Annotated in this window: 14 protein-coding genes; 7 read left to right on the top strand and 7 right to left on the bottom strand. The window is 67.4% G+C overall.

The genetic code is table 11. The annotated features are described in order from the left end of the window. Positions 1 to 23 precede the first annotated feature (23 nt). From C8D87_RS24470 to C8D87_RS24460, 3 genes are all read right to left on the bottom strand, one after another. Positions 24 to 812, bottom strand: a complete 789-nt coding sequence (locus C8D87_RS24470) for a chitosanase (RefSeq protein WP_233442265.1) — start codon at positions 810 to 812, stop codon at positions 24 to 26. A gap of 113 nt (positions 813 to 925) precedes the next feature. Next, positions 926 to 1711 carry a chitosanase gene (locus C8D87_RS24465; RefSeq protein ID WP_109642213.1) on the bottom strand — a complete coding sequence of 262 codons (786 nt, stop codon included), beginning with the start codon at positions 1709 to 1711 and terminating at the stop codon, positions 926 to 928. A gap of 136 nt (positions 1712 to 1847) precedes the next feature. Continuing rightward, entirely contained in the window at positions 1848 to 3554 is a 1707-nt protein-coding gene (locus C8D87_RS24460; RefSeq protein ID WP_112228518.1) for a S8 family peptidase, read from the bottom strand. A 213-nt stretch (positions 3555 to 3767) separates the two neighbouring features. On the opposite strand from C8D87_RS24460, the gene C8D87_RS24455 reads away from it, so the two are divergent. Continuing rightward, entirely contained in the window at positions 3768 to 4886 is a 1119-nt protein-coding gene (locus C8D87_RS24455) for a sugar ABC transporter substrate-binding protein (RefSeq protein ID WP_325049709.1), read from the top strand. 12 nt (positions 4887 to 4898) lie between these two features. On the opposite strand, the gene C8D87_RS24450 is transcribed toward C8D87_RS24455, so the two are convergent. Together C8D87_RS24450 and C8D87_RS24445 are read right to left on the bottom strand one after the other, a co-directional pair. Then, positions 4899 to 5645 (bottom strand): hypothetical protein, encoded by a 747-nt coding sequence (locus C8D87_RS24450; protein ID WP_112228516.1) that lies wholly within the window; start codon positions 5643 to 5645, stop codon positions 4899 to 4901. Positions 5646 to 5676: 31 nt separating this feature from the next. Continuing rightward, positions 5677 to 5907, bottom strand: a complete 231-nt coding sequence (locus C8D87_RS24445) for a hypothetical protein (RefSeq protein WP_109642041.1) — start codon at positions 5905 to 5907, stop codon at positions 5677 to 5679. Positions 5908 to 6144: 237 nt separating this feature from the next. Here C8D87_RS24445 and C8D87_RS24440 point away from each other — a divergent pair, with 237 nt between their 5' ends. From C8D87_RS24440 to C8D87_RS24420, 5 genes are all read left to right on the top strand, one after another. Next, positions 6145 to 6351 (top strand): cold-shock protein, encoded by a 207-nt coding sequence (locus C8D87_RS24440; protein WP_030468404.1) that lies wholly within the window; start codon positions 6145 to 6147, stop codon positions 6349 to 6351. 112 nt (positions 6352 to 6463) lie between these two features. Continuing rightward, positions 6464 to 7348, top strand: coding sequence for a glutamate ABC transporter substrate-binding protein (locus C8D87_RS24435; protein ID WP_112228515.1), 885 nt, complete (start codon positions 6464 to 6466; stop codon positions 7346 to 7348). Next, on the top strand, positions 7345 to 7959 hold the full coding sequence (locus tag C8D87_RS24430; protein WP_112228514.1) for an amino acid ABC transporter permease: 615 nt from the start codon (positions 7345 to 7347) through the stop codon (positions 7957 to 7959). Before C8D87_RS24435 ends, C8D87_RS24430 begins: the two co-directional genes overlap by 4 nt. Continuing rightward, on the top strand, positions 7959 to 8726 hold the full coding sequence (locus C8D87_RS24425) for an amino acid ABC transporter permease (RefSeq protein WP_112228513.1): 768 nt from the start codon (positions 7959 to 7961) through the stop codon (positions 8724 to 8726). The genes C8D87_RS24430 and C8D87_RS24425 overlap by 1 nt, the downstream gene beginning before the upstream one ends. Then, the gene (locus C8D87_RS24420) at positions 8707 to 9606 is read left to right on the top strand and encodes an asparaginase (RefSeq protein ID WP_233442264.1); all 900 of its coding nucleotides are present in this window, start codon (positions 8707 to 8709) and stop codon (positions 9604 to 9606) included. The genes C8D87_RS24425 and C8D87_RS24420 overlap by 20 nt, the downstream gene beginning before the upstream one ends. On the opposite strand, the gene C8D87_RS24415 is transcribed toward C8D87_RS24420, so the two are convergent. Then, entirely contained in the window at positions 9603 to 10043 is a 441-nt protein-coding gene (locus C8D87_RS24415; protein WP_215732464.1) for an ester cyclase, read from the bottom strand. The genes C8D87_RS24420 and C8D87_RS24415 overlap by 4 nt on opposite strands. Before the next feature lie 68 nt (positions 10044 to 10111). Here C8D87_RS24415 and C8D87_RS47905 point away from each other — a divergent pair, with 68 nt between their 5' ends. Continuing rightward, entirely contained in the window at positions 10112 to 10747 is a 636-nt protein-coding gene (locus tag C8D87_RS47905; RefSeq protein WP_109642054.1) for a TetR/AcrR family transcriptional regulator C-terminal domain-containing protein, read from the top strand. Here C8D87_RS47905 and C8D87_RS24405 read toward each other — a convergent pair. Next, positions 10744 to 12744, bottom strand: coding sequence for an NPCBM/NEW2 domain-containing protein (locus C8D87_RS24405; protein WP_233442263.1), 2001 nt, complete (start codon positions 12742 to 12744; stop codon positions 10744 to 10746). The genes C8D87_RS47905 and C8D87_RS24405 overlap by 4 nt on opposite strands. Positions 12745 to 12754 lie beyond the last annotated feature (10 nt).

The raw sequence follows: 12754 nt of genomic DNA, 5'->3' as shown, positions 1-12754 counted from the left end.
CCTCTTCGTCCGTGCCGACGAGGTTACTTGATCTCGTAGCTGTCGCCGTAGACCGTCCACCTGAGCGGCGTCTTCAGATCGAGGTTGCCGTTCTTGAGGAACACGCGCTGCGCCGTGTCGACGCGGCTGGTGTCCTCGTGCTCGGGCTCCTGCTTCATCGCCCACACTCGAGCGTCGAGGAAGGCGTTGAGCCAGGTGGTCTCGTTGCCGCCCTGCGACGGCGGCTTCGCCTTGCCCAGCGCGCGCTTGCGGATGCTGCTGAAGCTCAGCCTGTCGCCACCGTTGCCGTGCATGACGATCGCGTCGTAGTAGGCGAACTGGCCGAGTGCGCGCACGCCGTCCGACTTGGCCTGCTTCACGGCCGGGTTGAAGTACACCCGGTCGCGCTCGGACTCCTGCGCCGCCCTGAACGCCGAGTCCTTGGCCGCGGTCTTCCAGTCCTTGGTGTAGTTGGGGTCGAGACCCGCGTGCGAGGGCGTGCCGTTCACCTTGCGCAGTGCGGGCAGGTACTTCTCCAGGACGTTCCCCGGCTTGCGTTTCTTGTACAGCTCCACCAGGTCGAGCATGTCGCCGGTGCCGCTGCAGAAGCCGATGATGCCCGCTGTGTAGCCGCGGCCGTCCTTGATGTCCTCGATGTAGCCGAACTGGGCGCGCCAGTCCAAAGAGGAGTTCTCCGCGCTGGACACCAGCTGCATGGCGATGTCCTTGAGCCGCGGGTCGGTCAGGTCGGCGGCCTGGGCGGTGCCCGTTGTGGTGGTGACGAGAGCGGCGCACGCCAGCAGCGCGGCCGCGAGGCGACCAGAGATCTTCACGAAATGTCCTCCGGGGCAGGGGTTGGGGTGTCCCGGGCAGCGATGAAGCAACGGTAAGGGGTTCAGACCTTTATTGGCAAGAACCTTTACTAACATGCGAAACCGATGCTTCATCACCAGATCTCGTAGTAGTCCCCGTAGACGTGCCACCGCAGCGGGGTTTCGAGGTTCAGCTTGCCCTCGTTGAGGAACCGGCGCTGGGCCGTGTCGACGCGGGTGGTGTTCTCGTGGGCGGGTTCTTCCCTCATCGCCCACACCCGCGCGTCGAGGAAGGCGTGCAGCCACGCCCGCTCGTCACCGCCCCAGGCCGGCGGCCGCGCTCCGGAGTCCAGAGCGCGCTGGCGGATGCTGGAGAAGTCGGTGTAGCCCCAGTTGTCGCCGTGCATGACAATCGCGTCGTAGTAGATGAACTGGCCCAGCGCCTGCACGCCGTCCTGCTTCGCGCGGTTCACCGCCGGGTTGAAGTAGACGCGGTCGCGCTCGTGCTCCTGCGCGCCCTGGAACGTGCCGTCCTGCGCGGCCCTGCGCCAGTCGTCCTGGAACGTCGGGTCGAGGCCGTCGTGGGACGGGCTGCCGTTCACGCGCTCCAGGGCCGGGAGGTACTTCTCCAGGACGTTGCCCGGCTTCCAGTCGCGGTAGAGGCGGACCAGGTCGAGCATGTCGCCGGTGCCGCTGCAGAAGCCGATGATGCCCGCTGTGTAGCCGCGGCCGTCCCAGATGTCCTCGATGTATCCGAACTGGGCGCGCCAGTCCAAAGAGGAGTTCTCCGCGCTGGACACCAGCTGCATGGCGATGTCCTTGAGCCGCGGGTCGTTCAGGTCCGCGGCGTGCGCCGTGGCCGGGGTGATGAGGGCGGTGGCGCAGACGACCGTGGCAGCCAGTCTTGCAAACGTCTTCATGTCGGTCCGTTCCGGTGAGGGATCGGCGGCGACAGGCGCACCGTAGCGTGAGAGCGCTCGCACAACAAGGCCGGTTGCCTGCTGAAAAGCAAAGGCTCCCGGCCGTGACCGGGAGCCTTTGCGGTTCAAGCGAGAACTACAGGAACTGACCGCCGCGGGTCACCGCGCCGTAGGCGTCCACGATGCCGTGACCGTAGAAGCCGTTGAACTTCGCGTCACCCTCGCAGAGCGCGTCGAACTCGGGCGAACGTCCGACCGGGACGTACGAGACGAGCCTCGGGTTCGGGCACGCCCGCTGGATCGCGGTCTTGTACAGCACCTTCTCGACCTTGTCCGGGGACAGGGTCAGGCCGGGACGGCCCTTGTCCTTCTTGCCGTACTGGCTGACGATCAGCGCGGCCACACCCGAGGCGTGCGGGGCGGCCATCGAGGTGCCCTGCAGGAACTGGTAGTAGCCGACCTTGTCGCCCTGCACGGCCTTCTTCACGCCCGCGGCCTGGCCGGCCGGGGTGATGTTGCCGGCCTCGTCGATCGCGCCCTCGGCGAGAGCGACGTTGCGCGGGTAGGTCGAGAGGATCATGTTCTCGTTGGTGCGGTACCACGGCGTGCCGAGGCCGTCGCGGAAGTAGCCGCCGGGAGCCGAGATCGCGGTCTGCTCGAGGCCGTAGTTCGAGTAGTCGGCCTTGGCGGTCGACGGGCCGAGAGACGACACCGAGATGACGTGGTTGCCCTCGGTCGGCAGGTTGAGGCAGGTGGCGTTGTCGATCGGCCGCGGCCGGTTGTGGCCCGGCGGGTAGTTCGGGCTGATCGTGTCGGTGCGCGGCTTGCCGAGGTCCTCGTGGTTGTTGCCACCGGCGCCGATCAGCGTGACGCCCTTGCGGTGCGCGTAGTTCAGCGCGCGCTGCACGGACGCAATGATGGTGCGCTGCTCCAGCTGCTCCTCCGGCGTGGCCGTGGAGTCGTTGATGCAGTTCATGTACCACGGGTCGACGTAGAACGACATGTTGATCACGTCGAGGCCGATGTCGGCGCCGTAGGTCAGGGCGTCGACCACCGGCTGCAGGAAGAACGAGCCGGCGTCCTGGCCACCGCGGATGTTCACCAGCGACACGTTCGGCGCGACACCGGAGATGCCGAAGCCGTTGGCAGCGGCGCCGATGGTGCCGGCGACGTGCGTGCCGTGGCCGCCGTCGTCCCAGTTCGCCGGGTCGACGCACCCGCGGAACTCGCACGGGCCGTCGAAGACGCCGCCGTCGGAGTCGTTGGGCATGTCGACGGTGAAGTTGCGCGACAGCTCGTTGTTGAAGTTCGGCGCGATGTCCGGGTGCGAGCCGTCCACGCCCGTGTCCAGAATGCCGACGTACACGCGCTTGTCACCGGCCTGCTTGGCCCGCGCGATGTTGGAGCGGACGAGGTTCAGGCCCCACAGGTCGCCGTCCAGGGGGTCCATGCCGGCGGTCGACTTCGACTCGGCAGGAGCCTTGTTCGGCTGCTCGGCCTTGTTCTCCTTCTCGACGTTGTCGCGCTTGGCCTTCTCGGCCTTCGCCGCAGGAGCGTGCCCGATCGGCTTGGTCCGTGCGGCGCCGACGATGTCGCTCGAAGCGGAAACCTTCTCCACGAACCCGTTCGCGGGAGCCTTCACGGTCAGCAGACCGACGGCCTTGTTGTCCCGCACGACCTCGCCGCCCGCCGCCCGCACGGCGTCGATCGCGAAGTCGCGGTTTCCGGGGTCCTCCAAGAGGACCGTGTACTCGGTGTCCTGCTGGCCAGCGGTAGAGGCCGGCGCTGCCCCCGCCGCCGAAGTACCCGCGGCGATCAGCGACACCGTTGCCGCCACCGCCATCACGGTTCTGCGCGTTCTCACCTAGCTGTCTCCTCACACCCGGTCAGGGCTGGATCCAACAACACGGCGCGGCCCCCGATTGCCGCCCAAGTCCGACACACTGGCACGAAAATTCGCCACGCATCAGCGCCTTTCGTACGGAATCGAACTGTAGCCGATCGGAAGCGGAGCGTGATGGTGTGAAACAAATCTTGACTTAACAACATTCAAGCGATGCAATCCGCGATTATGCGAAGACGGGTAATGGCAACGTCGGCGTGCCTGCTCTTTCTGCTCACTGCCTGCGGTGACGCTGGTCAGGGTGCTCCGACGCTGCCCGCGCGTGGTCCCAAACCAATCGTCGGGGTAATCCTTCCCGACCGAACGACATCCACGCGCTGGGAAGAACAAGATCGCCCACTGCTCACCCAGGCGTTCAACTACGCGGACATCGAACCGTTCATGGAGAACGCCGAGGGCGACGAGGCGAAGTTCGCGCAGATCGCCGACGAGATGATCCGTCGCAAGGTGAAGGTCCTGATGATCACGCCGTTGTCCGCGGCGGGTGGTCTCGCGGTGCAGAAGAAGGCGAAAGCCGCCGGCATCCCCGTGATCGACTACGACCGCGTGACGCTCGGTGGCCAGGCGGAGTACCACGTCGGCTTCGACAGCGTGAACGTCGGCCAGCTCCAGGCGGACGGCCTGCTCGCGTGCCTCGGCGACAAGCCGGGCGCGCAGATCATCGAGATCGAGGGTGCGCCGACCGACCACAACGCCACGCTCTTCACCCAGGGTCAGAAGTCGCGACTGTCCACGAAGTACGACAGCGGCGCGCTCAAGCTCGTGAAGTCGCAGCCGGTCGCCGACTGGAACAACGACCTCGGCGGTCAGCTGTTCGAGCAGATCCTGAACGAGAACGGCGGCAGGGTCGACGGCGTGGTCGCGGCCAACGACGGCCTGGCCGGCGCGGTCATCGGTGTGCTCAAGAAGAAGAACCTGGCGGGCAAGGTCCCGGTCACCGGGCAGGACGCCACTGTGGACGGCCTGCGGGCCGTCCTGAGAGGCGACCAGTGCATCACCGTCTACAAGCCCGTGCGGGACGAGGCGGAGGCCGCGGCGCGGCTGGCCATCGCGATCGCTCGCGGTGACCTGGAGGGTGCCGACGACCTCGCCACCGGCAACCTGCGGGATCCCGTCGCGCGGCGCGACATCAAGTCGGTGCTGCTCGGCGCGACGCTGATCAAGAAGGACAGCGTGCGGACGCTGGTGACCGAGGGCATCGTCAAGCCGCAGGAACTGTGCGCCGGCGACCTCGCTCAGGTGTGCGCGCAGCAGGACATCCTCGGAGGGTAGCGAAAGGCCTCGTCACGGCCTGTCGTGATCCGGCAGGTCGTGACGCCCCGAGATGAACTCCTGCACGGCGATCTTGGCGCGGATGATGGGCTGCCGGATCCGCGCCTCCCGGCGGTACGCCCGCGCGAGCTTGCGCGAGCCCTCCGGATAACGCCAGCGCGCCCACGGCGACCCCGGCCTCGCCAGCCGCACGGCGCCCACGGCGGGCACCACGGGCACGAGCAGGCCGAGCAGCCCCGTCCAGATCTTGCCCTTCAGCAGTGCCACGATCGCGAAGCACAGGTTCACGCCGATGGTCAGCAGCCTCAGCGTGAACGTGTCGCTCGGTGTCGTCTCCGGGTTGAGCTGCAGCACCTCGTCGTAGCCGAGCGGGCGCGCGCCGAGCAGGAACGTGCCTGTCAGGCCGATGGCGAGGAACACCGCGTCGACGGACAGCCGGCCGGCCTTGGTCCAGTACACGTCCCGCAGGTGCAGGATCAGCGCGAACTCGTCCAGCACCAGCGCCGCGCCCACCCCGAGGCCCGCCGCGGCCGCCAGCCGGGCGCCGTGCAGGTCGTCGGGGATGACCAGGCTCGTGACGCTCGACAGGAGCAGCAGCACGGTGCCGAACACGACGTGGTGCACGTGCGTGTCGCCGTGCACGATGTTGCGCGGCCACCAGCGCACCTTCGCCCGGATCATGCGCACGCTGATGCGGATGAACACGAACGTGGTCACCAAGCCGATGAAGAAGAAGAGCAGTCGTTCGCTGCTGGTCAAGCACGGCCCCCTGGGTCAACGACCCTCCAGGTTACCGGTCCCCGTAGTTGGTGACGTTTCCCTCTACGTTCCCGATCTGGAACAGGGTGCCGCGGACGGTGCCTTCGGACCTGTTGATGATGGGCGTACGGGCCTTGCGTTCGGCCTTCGGAGGCTTCTGGGCGGCGACGCCGGTCAGAAGCTGCCGCACGAGCAAGGTGAGGCCACCAGCCACTTGCGGCGCGATCCTGACCCTGATCGACATCGTCGGCTGCTCGGGCACGAGTACCTCCGCGTGGTCGTTCGGGCACTCACGTTAGCAGTGAGATCGATGGCTCGACTGGGAGCGGGGAGCCGTGGTTGACTGTCCATGGTCGTACGTTTTCGTGTTCGTCCAGCCACGGTCACGAAAAACGGGGTGTGTTCGTGTGGTCTCTCCAGCTTCGGGAGGGAGCGCCGTTCCTGCTTGACCCGGTGGTCGCGAGTGCGATCCGGCACCTGTTAGAGGAGAAGTAGCAAGATGGCAGTACAGGGCACCGTCAAGTGGTTCAACGCGGAGAAGGGCTTCGGCTTCATCTCCCCCGATAACGGTGGCGCCGACGTGTTCGTCCACTACTCGGAGATCCAGATGAACGGCTACAAGGCTCTCGAGGAGAACCAGCGGGTCGAGTTCGAGATCGGTCAGGGCCAGAAGGGCCCGCAGGCCCAGGGCGTTCGCGCCGTCTGAGTCTGACCGACTCCAACAGCCTGCAAGCTGTGGCGGAGCCCCTTGTCCGGTATCGGACAAGGGGCTTTGTTGTGTCTTGTGCCTGGTTGATCGCGATCAGTAGCGTCGCGGCATGGGGAGACTGTTCGTAGCGGCGTTGTTGCTCTTCGTGGCCGGGTGCTCCGGCGGTGAGAACGCGGTACCCGGCGCGGGTGGCGGCAAGTTCGGCGCCCTGCTCGCCAAGGCGCCCGTTTACACAGGTCAGGTGACTCCTGGCTCGGCCGTCGACCGCATCAAGAAGCGCGGCAAGCTGCTCATCGGCGGTTCCCAGGACGCGCCCCTGCTGTCGCAGCTCGACCCCATCAGCGGCGAGCTCACCGGCTTCGACGCCTACCTCGGCAAGCTCCTCGCGCACTACATCGTCGGCAAGCCGGAGACCGAGCTGCTCAGCGCGACCTCGGAGACCCGCGAACCGTTGCTGGCCAACGGCACCGTCGACGTGATCATCCAGACGTACACGATCACGCCGGCACGGGCGGAACGCGTGGCGTTCGCAGGCCCGTACTACCGGTCGGGGCAGTCTATCGCGGTGCGCAAGGGCACCTCCGGCATCACCAAGCCCGCGGATCTGGCCGGCAAGACCGTGATCGTCGGCGCGAACACACCCGGCGTGAAGGCGGTGAAGGACGCCGCGCCCACCGCGAAGATCGTCGAGTTCGGCTCCGATCCCGAGTGCCTCACGGCGTTGAAGCAGGGCCGTGGCGACGCCTACGTGCAGGACCAGGCGATCCTGGTCGCCGGCGCGTCGAAGGACAGCGAGCTCCAGCTGGTCGGCGAGCCGTTCACCGAGGACCCGTACGGCATCGGCATCAAGCACGGCGACGCGGAGTTCGAGAAGTTCGTCGACGACTGGCTGCGTGAGATCGGCAAGTCAGGGCTGTGGCAGGACGTCTGGAAGCAGACGATCGGCACCGTGGTCACCGGCCACGCGCCGTCGCCACCCGCGATCGTCTCATGAGCCTGGTCGTCGAAGGCTTTCTGAACACCGTCGCCCTGACCCTGCTGTCGTTCGCGGGCGCCCTCGCCGTGGGCCTCGTGGTCGCGGTGCTGCGGATCGTGCCGGTGCCGCTGCTGCAGGGCGTCGGTGCGGTCTACGTCGAGGTGTGGCGGAACATCCCGTTGCTCGCGTGGCTGGTGCTGTTCGTGTTCGGGCTGCCCGAGGTGGGCGTCAAGATGCCGTTGTTCTGGACGGCTTTCACGGCGATCGCGCTGTACGAGGCCGCGTTCGTGGCGGAGGCGCTGCGGTCGGGCGTGAGCTCGGTGGCTGCCGGACAGGGTGAGGCGGCACGGGCGCTGGGGCTGTCGTTCCGGCAGTCGTTGCGGCACGTGATCCTTCCTCAGGCCGGACGGCGGGTGGTGCAGCCGTTGGCGAACATCGCGATCGCGCTGACGATGGCCACCGCACTGGCCGGTGTCGTCGGCGTGGTGGACATGACCCGTGCGGCGCAACGGATCAACCTCGAGCTCGCCCAGCCGTTGCTGGTCTTCACCGGTGCCGGGCTGTGCTACCTGGTGATGGCCGCGGGGATCGGGTTCGGCGCGCGGGTGCTGGAACGGCGGCTGGCCTGATGTTCGACGCTCCTGGACCACGTTTCCGTCGCCGGGTCTTCTGGGTCTCGGTGGTGTCGGCGCTCGTGCTCGCCGGGCTGGTCGCGCTGGGGCTGCGGCAGTTCGCGGCCGGCGGGCAGCTGGACCCGGTTCGGTGGAGGCCGTATCTGACCTGGCCCGTGTGGCGTTATCTGCTCGGAGGCCTGTGGTCGACGGTGGTGGCGGCGTGCGCGACGGGGGTGCTGGCGATGGTGGGTGGGCTGCTGCTCGCGTTGCGGCCCAACCGGTTCACCCGCGCCTACGCCGAGGTCATGCGCACGGTTCCGGTGCTGCTGCTGGTGTACGTGATGTTGTTCGTGCTGCCGTCGTTCGGCCTGAACCTGCCGCTGTTCTGGAAGCTCGTGGTGCCGCTGGCGTTGTCGCACGCGGCCTCCTACGCGGTGATCTTCCGGGCGGGCGTGGACTCCGTCGATCCCGGGCAGCGCGAGGCGGGGCTGTCGCTGGGCATGCCGGACGGCGCGGTGACGCGGTTCGTCGTGCTGCCACAGGCCGTCCGGCACATGACGCCGTTGCTCGTGACCCAAGCTGTCAGCCTGTTGAAGGACACCTCGCTGGGATATGTCGTGTCCTACACGGAGTTGTTGTTCAACGGGCGGGTGCTCGCGAACTACAACGGTCTGCTGATCCAGACGTTCATCGTCGTGGCGTTCATCTACCTGGTGGTCAACCTGGCGCTGTCCCGGATGGCCCACCGCCTGGAGGCTGGTCGTGCCCGCACTGCTCGCTGAGGTCACCCGGTCCGGTTTCGTGGAAAGCCTGCACCACGGGAGCGTGGTGGGGCTGCTGCCGTCAGGGGAGACCGGGGTTTCCGTTGGGGCCGTTGAGGATCCGGTGCTGCCGCGGTCGTGCATGAAGCCGTTCCAGGCGCTGGCCTGCCTGTCCGCGGGAGCGCCGCTCGCCGGGCCCGCCCTGGCGATCGCCGCCGGGTCGCACACGGGGGAGAACCGGCACGTCGAACTGGTGATGCAGGTGCTCGGCGGGTTGCCGGTGGGATTGCTGCGCTGCCCTCCGTCGTGGCCGGAGGACGAGGAGACGCGGCAACGGCTGACGGAGCCGTCTCGGGTGCGGATGAACTGTTCCGGCAAGCACGCGGCGATGCTGGCGGCGTGCGTCGCGGCGCGGTGGCCGACCCAGACCTACCTGGAGCCGACGCATCCGTTGCAGCAGATGGTGTTGCGGACGATGGAGGAACTTTCCGGCGAAGCAGTTGCGCACACGGCGGTCGACGGATGTGGTGCGCCCGTGTATGTGTTGTCGTTGCACGGATTGGCGCGCGCGATGCAAGGGCTGGTGCGCACGCCGGTCGCCGACGCGATGCGCAGACATCCCGAGTACGTGGGGGGAACCGGGCATGTGAACACCGTCGTCATGCAGTTGCTGCCGGGTGTGGTGGCCAAGGGCGGCGCAGAAGGTGTGCTGGTGCTGGCGACGGCGGCCGGGCACGCGGTGGCGGTGAAGGTGCTCGACGGGAATCCCCGTGCCACCACGGCGATCGGGCTCACGGCGTTGGCGGCGCTGGGTTACGACGTGTCGCCGGCCAAGGAACACCTGTCCGTGCCGGTGCTCGGCGGCGGCCAGGTCGTCGGCGAAGTGCGAGTGGCGTTCTAGAACGCCCCAGGGAGGTCCAGCATGCCGAGCTGGTTCATCACGGTCGCGCTGTCGCCGTACACCCGCTCGCAGACCAGCACGTCCTTGTCGAACAGGAAGAAACCGACCATCCTCACCTTGAACGACCGGCCGGTGACCTCCTCGCCGGTGAGGCTGCCGAGGTGTGTGCCCTGCAGCTCGAACTCGACGATCACCGCGTCGTCGGCGTGGTGCACCTCGATGACCTTGTTGCGCTGGTCGGGGAACGCCGCGCGGGTGCGCTGCCAGTACGCGCGGACCTCGTCCACGCCCTGGAGCACCTGGCCGGACGCCATGATCTCGTACCGGGGGTGGGGAAACGTGTGCAGGGAGGTGTTGAAGTCGTGGTCGTTCTGCGACTCCATGTGCTCAAGGACGATCGCCTCGCGCAGCGCTCTGAGCGCCTTGGATTCGGTCATGCCGGCCGACCCTCCTACGTACGCCGTACGTCGCAGGGAAGCTACTCCACGTCGTATGGTCTGCGCCAGTGGCCTCATCACGTGAACCGTTGACCCGCGCCCGCATCGTGGATGCGGCGGTGCGGCTGATCGAACGTGAGGGCGTCGAAGCGGTCTCGATGAGACGCCTCGCCGCCGAGCTCGGCGCGGGCACGATGTCTTTGTACAACCACGTTCCCAGCAAGGCTTTGCTGGTGGACCTGGCCGCCGAGCGGATCATGGCGGAGGCGCGGCCGTGCCACGTCGCCGGCGACGACTGGCGTGATCACATCAGGGCGCACGCGCACGCGGTGAGAGCGTTGGCACGGCAGCATCCCAGGGCGTTCGTCATGCTGGCGACGCGGCGGCTCAGCACCGAGGCCGGGTTCAGGACCATCGAGGCCGCGTTGAGGAACCTCGCCAAAGCGGGCTTTCGGGGCAAGGTCGCCGTGGGGATGATGCGCGCCATGGTGTCCTACCTGCTGGGCACGCTGATGAGGGAGGTCGCGACGTCGCCGGAGCTCGGCGGGATCGCGCTCTCACCGTACGAAGGCGTTGACGCGTCGGCGTTTCCGCTGTCCGCGGAGGTGCTCGACGAGCTGGGGACCTACGACCACGATCACGAGTTCGAGTTCGGGCTCGAACTCATGATCGCGGCCTTGGAGCGTTACCAGGAGCCGGACTAGCAGCTGATCCTCACGTCGCCCCAGTCGGCGTGGTCGTAGGACTTGCCGTTGCCGCCGTCCCGGACGATCAGGCGCACGACGGTCGCGCTGGAGACGTTGGCCTCCAACGACTTCGCGGCGTCGGCGCCGGAGACCGGCCCGCTGTCGTAGACCTTGGTGTTGTCCGCCCACACCTCGTAGCTCACGAGGCTCAGCGGGTTGACCTTCTTGTCGTCGATGCCGATCGTCGCGGTCACCTTCGAGCAGCTGCCGCCCGTGTAGTACTCGATGTGCGCGGGGGCGTGCGTGCCGAGCCCCTTGGCGAACACCTTGCCGCGGATGGTGATCGGGCCGCCGTCACCCTGTTTGGCCTCGCCGTTGGTGGTGTCGACCTCGACCGGGCCGTGGCCGTTGGCCGCGCGCAACCACTTGAGATCGCTGATGAACAGCTCGCCCTTCGGCGGTGCGCCGGGAACCAGTGCCTCGGTGGAGTACTGCCTGGTGACCGGGTTGTTCTCGTGCGGGCTGTGGAAGGTGAAGCTCGCGCTGATCGGGAAGCGGCCTGGCGCGGCGGTGGCTGGCACGGTCACCTGCCAGGTGGTCCTGAACGTCTTCTCGCCGGACAGGATCGGCTTGAAGCTGCTGGAGGTCGCCTTCGCGGTCCAGCCGTGGGGAACGGTCAGCGCGGCCTGGACCGCGGCGATCGGCAGGCGTCCGGTGTTGCTCACCGACGTCGTGTAGGTGATGGTCTTGCCGGGCTGCACGATCGGCAACGCGCCGGGGTAGAGGACATCGCCGTCCGCGGCCGTGGTGATGGCGGGCGGGTAGTTGTACCAGTCCTTCGCCGCGCTGACGCGGAACATCGCCGAGCCGTGCGGGGGCAGTGCGGCGCTGATCGAGCCCGCGGTGTGGCTCGTGGTCTTGGCCCACAGGTCGCGGACCTTGTAGCCGCTCGCCCTGGTGAGGCCGAGCTCCTGCGCCGTCACGGAGATGTTGGCGGCGCTGTCGTTCTCGTTGAACAGCAGGATCGCCTTGTCGCCGTTGCTGAGCGGCTTGACGAGGACGTGGTTGCCGCCCTGGTTGCGGACCACCCTGCCCTGCACGCCGAGCTTGTCCTGGTTGACGGCGATGATCTCGCGGTTCTGCAGGATCTCGAACGTCGCCGGCGTGACCTTGCGCAGGTCGGCGCCGATCAGCAGGGGCGCGGCCATGATCGACCAAAGGCTGAAGTGGCTGCGGTACTCGAGATCCGTCATGCCGCCGTTGCCGACCTCGAGCATGTCCGGGTCGTTCCAGTGGCCGGGTCCCGCGTGGTCGGCGAGTTCCATGTTGCGCTTGGCGATCGACACCATGGAGTTCCAGTTGTCGCTGATGTCGCCGGTCGTGCGCCACAGGTGGCCGACATCCTTCGCCCACTCCCACGGCTTGTTCTGGCCCCACTCGCAGATCGAGAACACGATCTTGCGGCCGGTGGCTTCGAGGGCGTCGCGCATCTTGGTGTAGCGCTGCTTCGCGTCGACGCCCTGGTTGTTGCAGTTGTCGTACTTCAGGTAGTCGACGCCCCACGACGCGAACAGCTTGGCGTCCTGCTCCTCGTGGCCGAGGCCGCCGGGAAAGCCGCCCTGGTTGTTGCAGGTCTTGGTGCCCGCCGAGGTGTAGATGCCGAACTTGAGACCCTTGGCGTGCACGTAGTCGGCGACGTGCTTGATGCCGTTGGGGAAGCGCACCGGGTGGGGGACGAGGTCGCCGTTGGCGTCGCGTTCGGGGAGGGCCCAGCAGTCGTCGATGTTGACGTACTCGTAGCCGGCGTCCTTCAGGCCCTTGCTCACGAAGATGTCCGCGATGCCCTTGACCATCTCTTCGTTGAAGTCGTCGCGGCAGTGCGTGGTGTTCCAGTTGTTGAAGCCCATCGGCGGCGTCAGAGCGAGGCCGTCGTCCTTGGCCACTGCCTGAGGTGCGATGAGGGTGCCAGCGGCGATGAGGGCTGCCAGTGCGGCTGTGTGCCATCTGCGGTTCACGTGCACGCGC

This window comes from Lentzea atacamensis, assembly GCF_003269295.1.
GTDB classification, from domain to species: Bacteria; Actinomycetota; Actinomycetes; order Mycobacteriales; family Pseudonocardiaceae; genus Lentzea; species Lentzea atacamensis.
Note: the sequence above shows the minus strand (reverse complement) of the source record. Positions and strands in the feature narration are given on the sequence as shown.

Excerpts from the sequence above, each read along its gene's own strand:
- C8D87_RS24465 (WP_109642213.1), bottom strand. The coding sequence starts at position 1,711 with ATGAAGACGTTTGCAAGACTGGCTGCCACGGTCGTCTGCGCCACCGCC.
- C8D87_RS24460 (WP_112228518.1), bottom strand. The coding sequence starts at position 3,554 with ATGGCGGTGGCGGCAACGGTGTCGCTGATCGCCGCGGGTACTTCGGCG.
- C8D87_RS24455 (WP_325049709.1), top strand. The coding sequence starts at position 3,768 with ATGCAATCCGCGATTATGCGAAGACGGGTAATGGCAACGTCGGCGTGC.
- C8D87_RS24440 (WP_030468404.1), top strand. The coding sequence starts at position 6,145 with ATGGCAGTACAGGGCACCGTCAAGTGGTTCAACGCGGAGAAGGGCTTC.
- C8D87_RS24435 (WP_112228515.1), top strand. The coding sequence starts at position 6,464 with ATGGGGAGACTGTTCGTAGCGGCGTTGTTGCTCTTCGTGGCCGGGTGC.
- C8D87_RS24430 (WP_112228514.1), top strand. The coding sequence starts at position 7,345 with ATGAGCCTGGTCGTCGAAGGCTTTCTGAACACCGTCGCCCTGACCCTG.
- C8D87_RS24425 (WP_112228513.1), top strand. The coding sequence starts at position 7,959 with ATGTTCGACGCTCCTGGACCACGTTTCCGTCGCCGGGTCTTCTGGGTC.
- C8D87_RS24415 (WP_215732464.1), bottom strand. The coding sequence starts at position 10,043 with ATGACCGAATCCAAGGCGCTCAGAGCGCTGCGCGAGGCGATCGTCCTT.